The sequence below is a fragment of the Allosaccharopolyspora coralli genome, from assembly GCF_009664835.1.
In the GTDB taxonomy this organism is placed as follows: domain Bacteria; phylum Actinomycetota; class Actinomycetes; order Mycobacteriales; family Pseudonocardiaceae; genus Allosaccharopolyspora; species Allosaccharopolyspora coralli.
This window is the reverse complement of record NZ_CP045929.1, coordinates 2,055,577-2,070,915: the sequence shown is the minus strand read 5'-3', so window position 1 is coordinate 2,070,915 and position 15,339 is coordinate 2,055,577. Positions and strand designations below refer to the sequence as shown.

The following is a 15,339-nucleotide window of genomic DNA, read 5'->3' as shown; positions in this document are numbered from 1 at the left end:
GATCATCCACGCATATCACAATCGGCTCGCTCTCCCGAACCGTTTCACCGCACGGACACCGCCGCAGCGGTCTCGGAGCGGCACCGCCGCAGCGGGTTCAGAGGCGGCAGGAGCGGATGTCGGACGAGAGGATCGCCTTCGCGCCGAACGCCGCGAGCCTGTCCATGATCGCAGGCGCGTGCTTGCGAGAGACCATCGCCCGCACCGCGACCCACCGCTCGTCGGCCAACGGCGCCATCGTGGGCGATTCCAGGCCGGGCGTCATCTTCATCGCCGCGTCGAGCAGTTCGCGCGGGCAGTTGTAGTCGAGCATGACGTACTGCTGGGCGAACACCACACCCTGCATGCGGGCGACGAGCTGGTCCTTTGCCTGCTCCTCGTCCGAGCCCTTCCGTTCGATCACGACGCACTCGGACCGGCAGATCGGGTCGCCGAACGCGACCAGGTCGTGCTGACGCAGCGTCCTTCCGGAGCCGACGACGTCGGCGATGGCGTCGGCGACGCCGAGCTGGATGGAGATCTCCACCGCGCCGTCGAGGCGGATCACCTCGGCCTCGACCTCGTAGCGCGCGAGATCGTTGCGCACCAGGTTGGGGTACGAGGTCGCGATGCGCTTGCCCGCGAGGTCCGGCACCGTCCAGTCCCGGCCGGTCGGCGCGGCGTAACGGAACGTGGACCCGCCGAAGCCCAGCGACAGCCGCTCGGCGACCGGCGCGTTCGAGTCCATCACCAGGTCGCGGCCGGTGATGCCGAGATCGAGCTCGCCGGAGCCGACGTAGATCGAGATGTCCTTCGGGCGCAGGAAGAAGAACTCGACGTCGTTGACGGCGTCGAGGACCGTGAGGTCGCGGCGTTCGTGCCGCTGCCGGTACCCGGCCTCGGCGAGCATCTCGGACGAGGGGTCGGCCAGCGTCCCCTTGTTGGGCACCGCTACACGCAACATCGGCTCAGTCTCCCTCGGTTCGCATCCGCTCGGCCGCCTCGGGTGTCACAGGTACCGGTACACGTCCTGCGGCGTGAGTCCGCGCGCGACCATGACCACCTGCAGTCGGTAGAGCAGCTGCGAGATCTCTTCGGACAGCTCGTCGTCGGACTCGTGCTCGGCGGCCAGCCACACCTCGCCCGCTTCCTCGATGATCTTCTTGCCTTGCGCGTGGATCCCCGCGTCGAGGGCGGCCACCGTCGACGAGCCCTCGGGACGGGTGCGGGCGCGGTCGAGCAGCTCGTCGTAGAGCTCGTCGAAGGTCTTCACGGGCCCCGATCCTTGCATCCCGCCGGGCGCGGCTCGACAGCGGACCACCCAGGTGCGCGCCACATCACCCCCGGCATCCGCACGTACGCGCACGGCCAGGTGGCTCAACGCAGCCCGACGGCCGGGTCGAGGGCGGTGGCCAGCGTGTCCTTGGCCAGTGCCAGCGCCGCGCCGTGCGGACTCGACCGCCCTCCGCGGACGGTGATCGCACCGGCGTCGCCGCAGTGGAAGGTCACGGCCTTGTCGGGCCCTTCGAGACCTCCCAGCGGGCTCGTGGCAGCCTCGGCGCGCAGGTCCACCCGCACGGACTCGGGTGAATCGGCGACGGCCACGTGACGCAGGCGCCGCCCCCGCGCTGCGGCCGAACGGGCCTCCTCGGCCGTCGCTTCGGTGATCGGCGAGGCGCTGACCCGCATCGACGGCACGTCCGCTGCCCACAGCAGGCCCGCGAGCAATCGGAGCTTGGTGGCGGCATCGTCACCGGAGAGATCGGCCGTCGGGTCGGCCTCGGCGATCCCCAAGCGTTGCGCCGCGGCGATCGCCTCCGGCAGCTCGATCCCGTCGGCGAGTCGATCGAGAACGAACGTCGCGGTGCCGTTCGGACAGCCCTCGACCGCTTCGACGTCGAATCCGCGCAGCACCGACCGCGCGAGGTCGCCGGCGGGGAGCGCCGCACCGGTCGCCCCGGAGATCCGTACGGCGCACCCGGCATCGGTGGCTGCGCGGTCGAGGTCGTGCCACGCCGTGAGCAACGGCGTCTTGGTGGCGGTGGCGACGTGCACCCCTTGCTCGAGCGCGGTGTGGAGCTCCGCGGCCGCGCGCGGGAGCGCTTCGGCACTCGACGGCACCGCCTGCACGAAAACCCGCGCCCGATGCTCACGCAGGACCGCGGCCAAGTCCGTCAGCGGAGACCACGACCCGTGAGGCAGCGAGCCGCCCTCGGGAACCGCTTGGCCGCGCCGTCCTCGCACCGCACTCACGCGCACGTTCACGCCGTAGCGTGCGCGCCACCGTCGCGAGCGAGCCGCCACCAGGTCCAGGTAGGCACGACCCACCGGTCCGGCACCGGCCAGCACGACCGGAACGTCGATCACGCGAGCGCAGCCGACAACGCGACCAGCTCGTCGACGTCCACACCTTCGAGCGAGGCCCGCAGCACGCGCCGACGCCCCGGCTCCAGCGGCACCTCGCACGGCACGGCGAGCACGAGGCATCCGGCGCCTTCCGCCGATGCGAGCCCCGACGGCGAGTCCTCCACGGCCACCGTCCGCGCCGGATCGACCCCGAGCAGCCGCGCGCCCTTCGCGTACGGCTCCGGGTCCGGCTTGTTCCGCCCGTCGACCTCGTCGCCGCACACGGTGACGTCGAAGTTCTCTCGCCCCATGGTGTCCAGCGCGATCTCACCCAAGGACCGGATCGTCGAGGTCACGAGAGCCGTCGGAACACCCGCCGCGCGCACCGCGTGCAGCAGTTCCTGTGCGCCGGGGCGCCAGGTCAGACCGCTCGCGAACAGCTCAGCGGTGCGCCCGGCGACCCAGTCGGCGGCGTCGGCGACCTCATCGGCGCCGGTCGCCAGGCCGAGGTCGGTGAGCAGCAGGTGCATGCTGCGGTTCATGTTCGACCCGACCATGGACGCGCGAGTCGCCTCCGAGAGCGCGCCGCCACGAAAGGCCGCGTAGTCGTCCATGGAGATCGTCCACAGCTTCTCGGAGTCGATGAGCGTGCCGTCCATGTCGAACAACACCGCCGCAGGCAGCTCGCTCGGCTCCGCCACGCTTCACCTCTCAGTCTCGATCAACGCCGGTCTTGGCGGTCGCTGGAACCGCCCGGGCCGTGTACGCACCCAGCCTACGAGGCGCGGGCTCCGGCCTCCCTCCGCCGTGACCCGCCCCACCCGAGCGTTCGCCCACACGGATCACAGGACCACCACGGCCACGCCCGATTGCTCACTTTTGTCCGGCTCGTGCTGGCTGGCGGATCCTGGTCGTCGCGCGTGCTCGACACAGAGCGAGGGACTGTTCCACAACGCCTGGCCACACGTCGTAGGCTTGCGCGGTGACCGACCGCGACACACGCCCCACGGACCAGCCGTCACCGGGCCCGCCCGACCTCACCGACCCGATGGTGATCTGCGCCTTCGAAGGGTGGAACGACGCCGGCGACGCGGCGAGCACTGCGATCGAACACCTGCAGCTCACCTGGGACGCGACACCGCTCGCCGAACTCGATCCGGATCCGTACTACGACTTCCAGGTCTCCCGGCCGACGGTACGCCTCACCGACGGCATCACGCGCGAGGTCACCTGGCCCACCACCCGCCTGTCGGTGTGCCGCCCGCCCGGCTCGGAGCACGACGTCGTCCTCGTGCACGGCATCGAACCGAACATGCGCTGGCGTGCGTTCTGCACCGAACTGCTCGGCCACATCGAAAGCGTCGGCGCCACCACGGTGGTCACTCTCGGCGCACTGCTCGCCGACGCTCCGCACACGCGCCCGGTCCCAGTCACCGGGACCGCCTACGACGCGGAAGCCGCCGCCCGCTACGGCCTCGAACGCTCCCGGTACGAAGGGCCCACCGGCATCGTCGGCATCCTGCAGGACTCGTGTGTGCAAGCCGGGATTCCGGCGATCTCGTTCTGGGCGGCCGTTCCGCACTACGTGTCCCAGCCGCCCTCGCCGAAGGCGACGCTCGCGCTGCTGCACCGCGTCGAGGAGGCACTCGACATGGAGGTGCCTCTCGGCAATCTCCCGGAGCAGTCGGAGGAGTGGGAAGGCACCGTCAGCGAGATGGCGGAGGAGGACGAGGACGTCCGAAACTACGTCCGTGCGCTCGAGGAACGCGGTGACGCCGAAGTACGCCTCACCGAGACCAGCGGCGACGCCATCGCCGCGGAGTTCGAGCGGTACCTGCGCCGCCGGGGCCCCGGAGGCCGCGGCCCCCTCGGCCCCGGCCCCGGCTGACTCCCCCGGCCCCGGCCGACGTCCGAACCAGCGCCGAGCACGCCCGCGGCAGCGTGAGCCTTTTTAGTGGCTATAGCCACCAAAAAGACTCACGCTACGTTTCGCGCCCAGCCCCCTCAGCCCACCGCTCCGCACGCAGGCCGCAGCGTCCGTCAGACGCAGCTCCGCCTGCCCTCGCTCGGTCTCCTGAGTGGCCGCCTCCGAGGGAGGCGGGTCTGGACTCAGGAGACCGACGCCAGGTATTCCTCGGCCAGGTCTGGCGGCAGGAACCACTTCTTGAAGTCCGACGGGTCGTCGAACCCGTTGACGAAGCGCCGCCGGATGGTCTCGTTCGTCTGGGCGGCGCCGAAGAGGTTCATGACGTGCTCGGGCGGCGGCTGGAGCATCGCGTTGGTCCAGTCGGTGACGTGGCGGGCGTCTTCCCAGTACCGCTCGAAGGTCTCCCGCATCCACTCGCGGTCGAACGGCCGGTCTCCCCGCTCCCGGATGCTCTGTGCGTAGAACGCGGCGCACTTGGACGCGTTGTTCGAGCCCTGGCCGGTGATCGGGTCGTTGGCGACGACCACGTCGGCCATACCGAGCACGGCGCCGCCGGATGGCAGGTTCCCGACCGGTTGACGCACCACCGGGGTGTAGCCGCCGGCGAGCGTGGCCTGCCCGTCGGTGACCTCGGCGTGCTGGAAACGCTCGTACTCCCAGGGGAAGTGTTCCCGCATGAGCCCGAGCATCCGCGACCAGTGCTCGGCTGCAGGCGGCTGGTCGGAGAACGCGTCGAGCGGCCCGCCCGGGATGGCTTCGAAGAACGGAATCTCACAGGGGCCGCTGAAAGTGTAGCCGGGAATGACGAACAGCTCGCCGACACCGGGCTGGACGTTGAACCGCACCGCGTAGGTGTCCGGGTGTTCGGGACGCCGCGGGGCACCGTGCACATAGGACACGGCGAGCGCACGCTGCTTGCTGGTGTACGGGGACCGCTCGGGGTCACGGTCGAACAACTGCACCAGTTCGCCCTTGCCCGCGGCGATGAGCACGAGGTCGTAGTGCTTGGTCAGCGAGTCCACGTCGGAGGTGGTCACCCCGTGATAGATGACCTTGCCGCCCTTGTCCTCGAGCAGTTCGAGCCACGCGGCCATCTTGACGCGTTGGTCGACCGACTGCGCGTAGCGGTCGAGCGGACCCATCCAGTCCAACGCCCGTGAGTTGTCGGGCGCCGCGATCGACAGTCCGAGTCCCTCCACCTTCGGCGTTTCCGCTTCCCAGAGGTTGAGTCCGTAGTCGCGCTCGTACTGCAGTGCCGTGTGGAACATGCACTGCGTCGAGGTGACCCGGCCGTTGCGGATCTCCTCGGGTGTGCGCGCGGACATGACGGTCACGTCGTAGGAGTGCTCCCGCAGCGTCAACGCCAGTTGCAGCCCGGCCTGCCCCGCACCGACGATGAGGACCTTCCTCATCTTCGCTACCACCTTTCTTCGTGCTGGACGATTGTCTCGCGGAGGCGGGCGTGCCCGCCTGCCGTCTCACACCGCGCTCTGACTCACGCTCAGCCGCATCGTGTGTGTCACCAACGACCTCAAAGTGTCCACAGTGGATATCGTGTCGCGCGCGTCGCAGGTCGTCAGTGGGACGTCGGGACTCAGTGCCAACGCCTCACGCACCTCGTCGAGGTCGTGGGTCAGCTCGCCCTCGAACAGGTTCAACGCCACCACGAAGGGCAGGTCGGAGTCCCGCTCGAAGTAGTTGATCGCCGCGAAGGACTCCTGGATGCGCCGGGTGTCGACGAGGATCACCGCCCCGAGCGCACCGCGGGCGAGGTCGTCCCACAGGAACCAGAACCGCGACTGTCCGGGCGTGCCGAACAGGTACAGCATCAGGTCCGAATGCAGTTCGACCCGGCCGAAGTCCATCGCGACCGTGGTCGTCGTCTTCTGTCCGTCGGGGGCGGGATGGTCGATACCTTCGCCGGCCTCGGTCATCCACGCTTCGGTGTTCAGCGGCGGGATTTCCGACACCGAGGAGACGAACGTGGTCTTGCCGACGCCGAACCCTCCCGCGACGACGATCTTGGCCGAGAGCATCAGCTCGGCGGCCTCACGCGGAGAGCTTGTTGAGCCCATCGAGAATCCTCTCGAGGATGGTGTTGTCGTATCTGTACGAGTGCCCGGTCGGGTGAACGAAGATGCGTTCGTCCCCGGCGAGGTCGCTGACGAGGACACGGATCACACCGAGCGGGATGTTCAGCAGCGCCGAGAGCTCGGCCAGCGACACCGGCCTGCGGGCGTGCTCGTACAGTGCGTGCGACTCGGGCAGCAGCGTCGCGCTGAACTCCGGGTCGTACCGCGGCACCGAGATCATCGTCTCCACCAGGAGCTGGTACCGCGCCCGGGTGCGCCCGCCCGTGATTGCGTACGGGCGGACCCGGAGGCTCCTGGTCTCGATCTGTGCAGCCATAGGGGTTCCTTCACCGGTTAGTCACGGGGCCGTTGCGCGGTGACGACCCGTCGGAGATCGGCACGGACCTCGGGCGTCAAGGCGTGACCGACGTTCTCCACGAACTGCGTCATCTCGTAGGCGACCACCCGCATCTGGGCTTCCGACGAAGTGAGCACCGCCAGACCGGCACCGGTGCCGATGCCCATGAACAGGAAGTAGCCCTCGGTCAGGCGGATGATGATCTGCTCACAGGTGCCCTTCTCGAACATCGCCGCACCGTTGTGGGCGAGGCTGAGCACGCCGCTGGAGATCGCGGCGAGCTGCTCGCCCTCGTCGGTGCTCACCGTCGACGACCCCGCCAGCGGCAGGCCGTCGGCGGAGAGGATCAAGGCGTGGGTGACGCCGTGGACCCGTCCGACGAAGTCGTCGACGAGCCAGTCGAAATTCTGCGGACCTTCGATGTCTCGGGCGGCCGTCACTGTTGATGCCCTTCGGACGTGGGGTGGTCGTCGGCTCCGGATTGCTGCTGGGCAGCTTGCTCGCCCTCGGCGAACGCGTCCAGGTCGTCGAGGAGCTGCTCGTGTCCTTCGTGGACCTGTTCCTCGGTGCGCTCGGCCGTCTCGGGCGTGGCGGGCGGCCAGGCGGGTGCGGATTCCTTGAGGCTGCGCGGAACACGGCGGGGTAGTCCGTTCGGCGTGGTCGCCGGCGGCTGCTCACCGTCTTGCAGCGTGCTGGGGTCGATGAACACCGTGCCCTTGCGGTTCGGCCCCCCTTCCACGATGTGACCGGAACCGTTGGTGCTCGCGGGTGTGCGCTCACGGCGCGGCAGTGGGGTCTCGGCGCTCGCGGCGGAGGACTTCTCGGCGGCCTCCGGTTCGCCGCGGCGGGGCCGGTTCACGGCAGGTGCGTCGTGGACCAGTGCCGGTGGCAGCAGGACGGAGGCGGTGGTGCCGTGCGGAGCTCTGCGCGCGAGCCACACCCGGACACCGTGACGGTGGGCGAGCCTGCGCACCACGGCCAGGCCCATGTGTTGCACCGCGTTGCGGTCGAGCACCGGCGCGCTGGCGAGCCGCTCGTTGAGCGCGGACAGGCGCGCGGCGGGCAGCCCGATCCCGGAATCCTCGATGCGCACCATCACGCTGCCCTGCTCGGTCAGATGTGCGCTGACGGTGACCTGCGATGTCGGCGGCGAGTGCGTGGTGGCGTTGTCCAGCAGCTCCGAGAGCATCCGGCTCACGTCGTCGGCGGCGAAACCGACCACGCCGAGTGTGGCGGTACGCCCGAGCTGCACACGGGAGTAGTGCTCGATGGACGACATGCCTGCGCGGATCACGTCGACGAGGGTGGAGGTCTCGCCGGCGCCACCGCCCGCTTCCCGGCCGGCGAGCACACGGAGGTTTTCGGCGTTGCGGCGCAGCCGGGTGGCGAGGTGGTCCAGTTTGTAGAGCTGGGCGAGGGCGTCGGGGTCGTCCTCGTTTGCTTCCATCGACTCCAGCTGCTCCAGCAGCGAGTCGACGAGGTTGAGGTCACGCAGCGACACACTGGAACAGACACCGGAGAGCACGTCCTGGGACGGCGTCGGTGCGGTCGCGGACGTACCGACCAGCTGAGCGACCGTGGCGCGGGACCGTTCGAACAGCTGTCTGGCGGGGCCTTCCCACCGTTGTCGTGCGGGTCCTTCCAGCAGGGATCTGCGGGAGCGTTCGAGCATCTCCCGGACACGCGTCACCATGTCACCTCAGCATTCGCGCGCACGTTGTTTCGGGGTTCGTGCGGAGTCATGGCCCGGGATCAAACCAGACCACCCGGGGAAAGTCCATGAGACGCAGGAGCGGAAACGACACATTCGACACTGCGTACCGAATGCCCATTCAGCGGTACCCGCGAACCCGTTCCTCCGTGCTCGGACGGAACGCCCGAAAAGCATTGAGCAGACAGTGACCGGACGACGGCTCACTCGGCCGAAGGATCACCTCATGGCGTTGCCGCACCTGCGCTGATCTAGTTGATCAACACGAAGCGTAGCACCGTGGGTACGACCCCTCCGATCGGGTGTCCCGGCGTCAACGCACGGTCGCCAGTGCGCAGGATCACGATCATCGAGGGCGCGTTCCGCAGGACGAAGAACACCCCGGCCATTTCGGCACTGCCCCGCGCGAACTCGCCCGAACCCGACTCCGAGTCCGAGTCAGTTCGGCCTGCGAACACTCGACGCGAGTAAGGAAAGAGGGCCTCGGCTATTTGAGCGAGACCCCCAGCAACGCGTCCACGGCGGCCCGGACCGCGCTCGGCGCTTCCCAGTCGTCGCCCTCGCCGCGCAATGCCCGCTCGACCCAGTCGTCCACCGCGCGCAACGCGCCCGCCGAGTCGAGGTCGTCGGAGAGGCGCTCCCGGATCCGAGCGAGCGTGTCGGCGGGGTCCGGGCCGGAGTCGAGGGCGACCGCTTCGCTCCAGCGCGCCAAGCGAGCCGCACCGGTGGTGAGCACGTCGGCCGTCCAGGACCGGTCGGTGCGGTAGTGCCCGTCCAGCAGCCCGAGCCGCACCGCCATCGGGTCGACCCGGTCCGCCCGCAGTTGCGAGACGATGACCAGGTTGCCCTTCGACTTCGACATCTTCTCGCCGTCGAGGCCGATCATGCCCGCGTGCACGTAGTTCCGGGCGAAGGGGTACTCACCGGTCAGCGCCTCACCGTGCGCCGCACTGAACTCGTGGTGCGGGAAGATCAGATCCGAGCCGCCGCCCTGGAGGTCGAACCCGCTACCGAGCCGGTCGAGCGCGATGACCGAGCACTCGAGGTGCCATCCTGGCCTGCCCCTGCCCAGCGGCGACTCCCACGAGGGCTCGCCCTCCCGAGCGCTGCGCCACAGCAGCGCGTCGAGCGGGTGTTCCTTGCCCTGCCGCTCCGGATCGCCACCACGCTCGGCGAAAAAGGCGTGCATCGTCTCGGCGTCGTAGTTCGACTCGTAGCCGAACCGGCCGGTGGCGTCGTGCCGGAAGTAGACGTCCGGGTACTCGTCGTCGAGCCGGTAAGCCGCTCCCGACTCCAAGAGCCGCACCACGGCCGCCGAGATGGCATCCATCGCCTCGACGGCACCCACGAAGTACGTCGGCGGCAAGACTCGCAACGCCTGCATGTCGTCCCGGAAGAGCGCGACCTCGCGTTCGGCGAGGACCTGCCAGTCCTCACCGTCGCGTTCCGCCCGCTCCAGCAGCGGATCGTCGATGTCGGTGACGTTCTGCACATATTCGACGTCGTGGCCGTTGTCCAGCCAGATCCGGTACACCAGGTCGAACGCCACGTAGGTGGCGGCATGACCGAGGTGGGTCGCGTCGTACGGGGTGATGCCGCACACGTACATCCGAGCCTGCTGCGCGCTCGCGGTCGGGCGGGTCTCGCCGGTCGCGGTGTCGAGCATGCGGAGCGGGTGTGCTGTGCCGGGCACCTTCGGAACCGGGGTGGACAACCAGGGCTGCATGCACCCGACTTTAGACGTCCCCGGACCGGCGGCGCCGCGAGGTGAGGACAGCGACACCGCCTCCGAAGCCTCCGGTCCGCCGCCGTGAGAATCCGAACGCTCGCGCACACGGTCGAGGCGACAATTTCGCGCGAGATCCGGAATCGCAGGAGAACTCCGTTCGTCGCTGTTCAGCCGACCGGAACCGAGACTCCGTCAATTCTTCAATCGCACGACCGACGAAGCGAAACCCGACGATTCTCCTGGTGTTTCCCGCCTCGGCATCGGAATGTCGAGTTTCCGTTACCGAAAAGCGTAGGCGTCACCGGGAATGCCGGGACCTCAGGTAGTCGCTGACGACGGCGGTGTCGAGTCCGTCCGCGCTGGGAGCGATCACCCGTCCCCCGCCGCGCCGGGCGAGGATGTCGACGAACGCGGCGAGACGCTCGTCGTCGCCGAGCATGAACACGCTCAACGCCGTCCCCAACCCAGCCAACGCGTCCACTTCGGACAGGGTGACGCGTAGAGTGCGCTGGCTCGGTGGATAGTGAAAGGCGGCCGTGCCCTCCGGATCCAGATGCGCCGTCGGTTCGCCGTCGGTGACCACCAGCACGACCGGCTGCGCGTCGGACTCGCGACGCAGGTGCCTGCCGGCGAGCAGCAAGGCATGGTGCAGATTGGTGCCCTGCTCCCAGGTTCCTTCGAGTGCCGCGAGATCCCCGAGCTCCACTGTGGAGGCGTAGCGGCCGAAGGTGACGAGTTGCAGCGAATCCGAACGGTACCGGGTACTGATGAGGTGGTGCAGCGCGAGCGCGGTGCGCTTCATCGGCACCCACCGGCCGTCCTGCACCATCGACCACGAGGTGTCCACACACAACGCCACCGCAGCCCGGGAACGGTGCTCGGTCTCGGCGACTTCGAGGTCCTCCAGCTCGAGCGTCGAGGACGGCAGCCCCGCCGCATGCTCTCCCGCCCGACGCAGGATCGCGTTGCGAACGGTGCTCGTGGCCTCCCACGGTTCGCTGTCCCCGAAGTTCCACGGCCGGGTGCTGCCGGTTCGCTCCCCTGCGGCCCCGGCGCGGTCGGTCGCTCGTTCACCGAGCCGTGAGCTGCGCCCCAGCGCCGAACGCAGCGCCGTCTCCCCGAGCCTGCGCAACGCGCGGGGACTCAGCCGCAGCGACCCGTCCGGCGTGCGTTCGATCATCCCCTGACGCCGGAGTTGCTCCTCCAACTCCCGCAATCGGCGTGCGTCGGTCACGGCTCGCTCGCCGAGTTGCCGCTCCAGCGCCTCCAGGTCGATGTCCTCCAGGTGTGCACCGGGATACCCCTGGGCGAGCTGTTCGGCGAGCCGGTCCATCTCCCCGAGTTCCCGCATCGCCCCGGTCGCCTCGGCCAGTCCCATCGGCTGCTCGCCACGGAACCGGCCGCGCCCGGACCAATCCTCCCCCGGACGAAGCCCCCGGAGTTGCTCGTCCATCCGCTGCATGGCCTCCGAGATCCGTGGATCCCCGAAAGCCTGCTGCGACAACGAGGCGAGCTCGCCACGCTGCTCGTCGGACATCGAGTTGAGAACCCGTTGTGCGGCAGCGGAACGCGCCGCGAGCACGTCGATCAGCTCGTCGACGTCGCGCGGGTTCTCGGGAAAGAACTCGCCGTGTTCGGCCATGAAGTTCTCGAACCGCTCCGTGACGTCCTCGTCACCGCGCGCGTGGGCGGCCAGCAGGTCGTTGAGGTCGTCGAGCATCCTGCGAACCTGCTCGGCATCCTCCGGCGTGGCCTCGCGCAGCGCGTCCTTCATGCCCTCGAAGCGCTGCTGCACGAGTTGCGACCCCATCAGCCGCTGGATCTCCTCGAACGTCCGGCGGGCCTCGGGCGAGTGCCAGTCGTAGTTCCCGAGTTCGTCCACGGCACCGGCGGTGTCCGTCGGGAGTGCGTCCATCTGCAGCTCGCGGAACCGGGCGTCGTCGCCGTCCTCGGCCGCGAGCGCCACGCGTTCCTGTTCCACCGCACGGTCGAGCAACTCCCGCACCTGCTGCAGCGTGCCGTCGAGCCGATGCCGGCGTTGCAACTCACTGCGACGCTGCCACAGGCGTCGGGTCAGCTCGTCGAGCCCGGTCGTGTCGCCGGTGCCGGTGCGCAGCACCTCGTCGAGAGCCGATCGGGGCGAGGCCCCTTCCATCACTTCGCGGCCGATCTCGTCGACGGCGGCGCGCAGATCCACCGGCGGAGCCAGCGGGTCGGCTCCGCCGTGCCACGCGCCGTACCGGTAGCGACGTGATCCAGGGTTCACCACAGGCCCCCTCCCCGACCGGGGTCGACGTCAGCCGTAGACGGACCGTTCCTGGTCGACGTCCTTGCCCAGTTTCCTCGTCAGGTACAGCGATTCCAAGGCCAGTTCGACGGCGGAGGCGATGTGGCCCGGCGGGTCGTCGGGGCGGACGTCGAGCCGCTCCGCCACCTCGTGCAGCACAGGTACCTCCGGCAGCGCGCCCAGTACCTCGGGCGCCGGAATTCCTTCGCCGGTCGCGACGGGGTGGCCTTCGGCGACGACGTCGGCGAGGGACTGCAAGTCCAGTCCGGCGAGGTGATGCCGCGCGGTGTCGGCGATCGAGCGTCGCAGCAGGTAGCCGAGGACCTCGTCCTCGCGCCCCTCCTCCCCTGCCTCGAACTCCAGCTTGCCGCGCAGCACCGGGGCGACGGCGTCGAGGTCGATCGGCCGCGCCACCGCCGGGTCCTCGCCGGTGATCGCCGCACGGTGGATTGCGGCGGCCGACACCGTTTCCGCGGCCGCTATGGCGAACCGGGCCGAGACGCCGGAACGCTGGTCGACGGACGAGGATTCGCGGAGGTGCGCGACGAAGCGGGCGAGGACCTCGACCAGGTGGTCGCCCACCTCGGCTTCCAGCTCGGCTTCCTGGCGCACCAGCGCGATCTCGTCATCGAGGTCCGTCGGATAGTGGGTGCGGATCTCCGCGCCGAACCGGTCCTTGAGCGGGGTGATGATCCGGCCCCGGTTCGTGTAGTCCTCGGGGTTGGCCGTGGCGACCAGCAACACGTCCAGCGGCAGCCGCAGACTGTACCCGCGCACCTGGATGTCGCGTTCCTCCATGACGTTGAGCAACGCGACCTGGATGCGCTCGGCGAGGTCGGGCAGTTCGTTGAGGGTGACGATCCCCCGGTGCGCTCGCGGAACCAGTCCGAAATGGATGGTCTCCGGGTCGCCGAGCGAGCGACCCTCGGCCACCTTCACCGGGTCGACGTCGCCGATGAGGTCGCCGACCGCGGTGTCCGGTGTCGCGAGCTTCTCGACGTAACGATCCTCGCGGTGCCGCCACTGCACCGGGAGATCGTCCCCGAGTTCTCGCGCGCGCCGCAGCGAGACGGGGGTGATCGGTTGCAGCGGATGCTCGTCGAGTTCGGCGCCCTCGATCACCGGCGTCCATTCGTCGAGCAGCTCGGTCAGACTCCGCAACAGCCGGGTCTTGCCCTGGCCGCGCTCGCCGAGCAGGACGACGTCGTGCCCGGCGAGCAGAGCCCGTTCCAGCTGCGGCAGCACCGTGCGGTCGAACCCGACCATGCCGTCCCACAACTCGCCCCCGCACCGTAGTGCGGTCAGCAGGTTCTGCCGGACTTCGGTCCTGACGCTGCGCGGTGGGTATCCGTGCGATCGCAATTCGCCTGCCGTCGTGGGAAGTCCCGGCGGTGGCGCTGGATGAGCCGTCACTCGCCCGACGCTACCGCCGCGTTCGGGTGCTCGCCGTCCGGAACCGTGCGCGGCACCGGCGCGATCCGTCCAGTAGAAAGAGCGCGTGAGCCTTTTTGGTGCCCATAGCCACCAAAAAGGCTCACGTGCTGGCCTCGGCGTGGGGCGCGACGGTATGAAGTCAGGGCGGACCGCGACGAGGAGGACACGGATGAGCACGGCGCACAGCGGAATCGGCCAGGTGGACCCGGAGTCGGTCGGACTCGACTCGGACCGTCTCGCGCGGCTCGACAAAGGCCTCGCTCGCTTCGTCGACGACGGCACGCTGCCCGGATGGCTCGTGCTCGTCGCGCGGCACGGCAAGGTCGCGCACTTGTCGACCTACGGCATGCGCAACGTCGAGGCGTCCGATCCGGTGGAGAACGACACCCTCTTCCGTATCTACTCGATGACGAAACCGATCACCTCCGTCGCGGCGATGATGCTCTACGAAGAGGGCCAGCTCGAACTCACGGATCCGGTGTCGGACTACCTCCCCGAATTCGCGAAGCCGGAGGTCTTCGTCGGGGGCTCGGCGCGGATCCCTCAGACCCGGCCGGCATCGGAACCGATGCGGATCTGGCATTTGCTCACCCACACCGCCGGACTGACCTACGGATTCAACCGCCTGCACCCGGTGGACGAGCTCTACCGGGCGCACGGCTTCGAGATGCCGACCCCGCACGGCGCCACCCTGGCCGAGTCGTGCGCACAGTGGGCGAGACTGCCGCTGATCGCCGAGCCGGGCACGGCGTTCAGCTACGGGATCGCCACCGACGTGCTGGGGCGGGTCATCGAAGTGGTCTCCGGTCAGTCGCTGGACGAGTTCTTCCGCAACCGCATCCTGGATCCGCTCGGGATGCACGACACCGGCTTCCACGTCCCGCCCGAACACCAGGACCGGTTGGCCTCGCTCTACGCCGCCGGCCTGGACGGGACGTTCGCACCGAGCAAGCTCGCGCGCGGGGCGCTCGTGCCGCCCACGGCTCCTTCCGGTGGTGGTGGACTGGTGTCCACCGCGCACGACTACCTTCGCTTTCTGCGGATGCTGCAAGGCGAAGGCACGCTCGACGGCGTGCGCCTGCTGGGCAGCCGCACGTTCCGCTACATGACGCGCAACCATCTTCCCGGCCACGAACACATCGACCGGATCGGGCTCGGCTCGTTCTCCGAGGACGCCCAGGCGGGTAAGGGCTTCGGGCTCGGGTTCGCCGTCGTCGAGGACCCCGCCGACGCGAAGGTCGTCTCCACGCCCGGAGAGCTGTCGTGGGGTGGTCTGGCGAGCACGGCGTTCTGGGTCGACCCGGCCGAGGACCTGTCCGTGGTGTTCATGACGCAGCTCATCCCGGCACACCCGCTGCCGATTCGTCCTCGCCTGCGCGCCCTCGTCTATCAGGCGTTGATCTGAGCTGAGACTGAGAGGACATGTGTGGAACTCGGGTCGGTGCTCCGGTACCGCCCACATGCACTCTGAGTCTCCCGCCGGGGAAGAACCGGCC

Annotated in this window: 15 protein-coding genes; 2 read left to right on the top strand and 13 right to left on the bottom strand. The window is 69.2% G+C overall.

The window, feature by feature from the left end; translation table 11 throughout:
* Nucleotides 1-97: 97 nt before the first annotated feature.
* The 4 genes from hisG to GIY23_RS09825 form a co-directional block, all read right to left on the bottom strand.
* Entirely contained in the window at nt 98-943 is an 846-nt protein-coding gene (gene hisG / locus GIY23_RS09840) for an ATP phosphoribosyltransferase (RefSeq protein WP_154076372.1), read from the bottom strand.
* A 45-nt stretch (nt 944-988) separates the two neighbouring features.
* Nucleotides 989-1,252 carry a phosphoribosyl-ATP diphosphatase gene (locus tag GIY23_RS09835; RefSeq protein ID WP_154076371.1) on the bottom strand — a complete coding sequence of 88 codons (264 nt, stop codon included), beginning with the start codon at nt 1,250-1,252 and terminating at the stop codon, nt 989-991.
* A gap of 104 nt (nt 1,253-1,356) precedes the next feature.
* The gene (locus GIY23_RS09830; RefSeq protein ID WP_187352212.1) at nt 1,357-2,346 is read right to left on the bottom strand and encodes a homoserine dehydrogenase; all 990 of its coding nucleotides are present in this window, start codon (nt 2,344-2,346) and stop codon (nt 1,357-1,359) included.
* The gene (locus GIY23_RS09825; RefSeq protein WP_267313240.1) at nt 2,343-3,026 is read right to left on the bottom strand and encodes an HAD family hydrolase; all 684 of its coding nucleotides are present in this window, start codon (nt 3,024-3,026) and stop codon (nt 2,343-2,345) included. Before GIY23_RS09825 ends, GIY23_RS09830 begins: the two co-directional genes overlap by 4 nt.
* 281 nt (nt 3,027-3,307) lie before the next feature.
* On the opposite strand from GIY23_RS09825, the gene GIY23_RS09820 reads away from it, so the two are divergent.
* Entirely contained in the window at nt 3,308-4,213 is a 906-nt protein-coding gene (locus GIY23_RS09820; RefSeq protein ID WP_407646849.1) for a PAC2 family protein, read from the top strand.
* A gap of 221 nt (nt 4,214-4,434) precedes the next feature.
* Here the strand turns inward: GIY23_RS09820 and GIY23_RS09815 are convergent, their stop codons facing one another.
* The 9 genes from GIY23_RS09815 to GIY23_RS09775 form a co-directional block, all read right to left on the bottom strand.
* Nucleotides 4,435-5,664 carry a styrene monooxygenase/indole monooxygenase family protein gene (locus GIY23_RS09815; protein WP_154076369.1) on the bottom strand — a complete coding sequence of 410 codons (1,230 nt, stop codon included), beginning with the start codon at nt 5,662-5,664 and terminating at the stop codon, nt 4,435-4,437.
* Between the two features lie 66 nt (nt 5,665-5,730).
* Nucleotides 5,731-6,327, bottom strand: coding sequence for a GTP-binding protein (locus GIY23_RS09810; protein WP_187352082.1), 597 nt, complete (start codon nt 6,325-6,327; stop codon nt 5,731-5,733).
* Nucleotides 6,302-6,661, bottom strand: coding sequence for a DUF742 domain-containing protein (locus GIY23_RS09805; RefSeq protein WP_154076368.1), 360 nt, complete (start codon nt 6,659-6,661; stop codon nt 6,302-6,304). Before GIY23_RS09805 ends, GIY23_RS09810 begins: the two co-directional genes overlap by 26 nt.
* A 17-nt stretch (nt 6,662-6,678) precedes the next feature.
* Nucleotides 6,679-7,122 carry a roadblock/LC7 domain-containing protein gene (locus tag GIY23_RS09800; protein WP_154076367.1) on the bottom strand — a complete coding sequence of 148 codons (444 nt, stop codon included), beginning with the start codon at nt 7,120-7,122 and terminating at the stop codon, nt 6,679-6,681.
* Complete coding sequence (locus tag GIY23_RS09795; protein ID WP_154076366.1) at nt 7,119-8,375, bottom strand: sensor histidine kinase; 1,257 nt, start codon at nt 8,373-8,375, stop codon at nt 7,119-7,121. Before GIY23_RS09795 ends, GIY23_RS09800 begins: the two co-directional genes overlap by 4 nt.
* A gap of 269 nt (nt 8,376-8,644) precedes the next feature.
* Complete coding sequence (locus tag GIY23_RS09790; RefSeq protein ID WP_154076365.1) at nt 8,645-8,851, bottom strand: hypothetical protein; 207 nt, start codon at nt 8,849-8,851, stop codon at nt 8,645-8,647.
* Between the two features lie 29 nt (nt 8,852-8,880).
* Entirely contained in the window at nt 8,881-10,119 is a 1,239-nt protein-coding gene (mshC, locus tag GIY23_RS09785; protein ID WP_154076364.1) for a cysteine--1-D-myo-inosityl 2-amino-2-deoxy-alpha-D-glucopyranoside ligase, read from the bottom strand.
* Nucleotides 10,120-10,420: 301 nt separating this feature from the next.
* The gene (locus GIY23_RS09780; RefSeq protein WP_154078745.1) at nt 10,421-12,388 is read right to left on the bottom strand and encodes a vWA domain-containing protein; all 1,968 of its coding nucleotides are present in this window, start codon (nt 12,386-12,388) and stop codon (nt 10,421-10,423) included.
* Between the two features lie 30 nt (nt 12,389-12,418).
* The gene (locus tag GIY23_RS09775; protein WP_154076363.1) at nt 12,419-13,822 is read right to left on the bottom strand and encodes an ATP-binding protein; all 1,404 of its coding nucleotides are present in this window, start codon (nt 13,820-13,822) and stop codon (nt 12,419-12,421) included.
* A 190-nt stretch (nt 13,823-14,012) separates the two neighbouring features.
* Here GIY23_RS09775 and GIY23_RS09770 point away from each other — a divergent pair, with 190 nt between their 5' ends.
* Entirely contained in the window at nt 14,013-15,248 is a 1,236-nt protein-coding gene (locus GIY23_RS09770) for a serine hydrolase domain-containing protein (RefSeq protein WP_154076362.1), read from the top strand.
* The last annotated feature ends 91 nt before the right edge of the window (nt 15,249-15,339 follow it).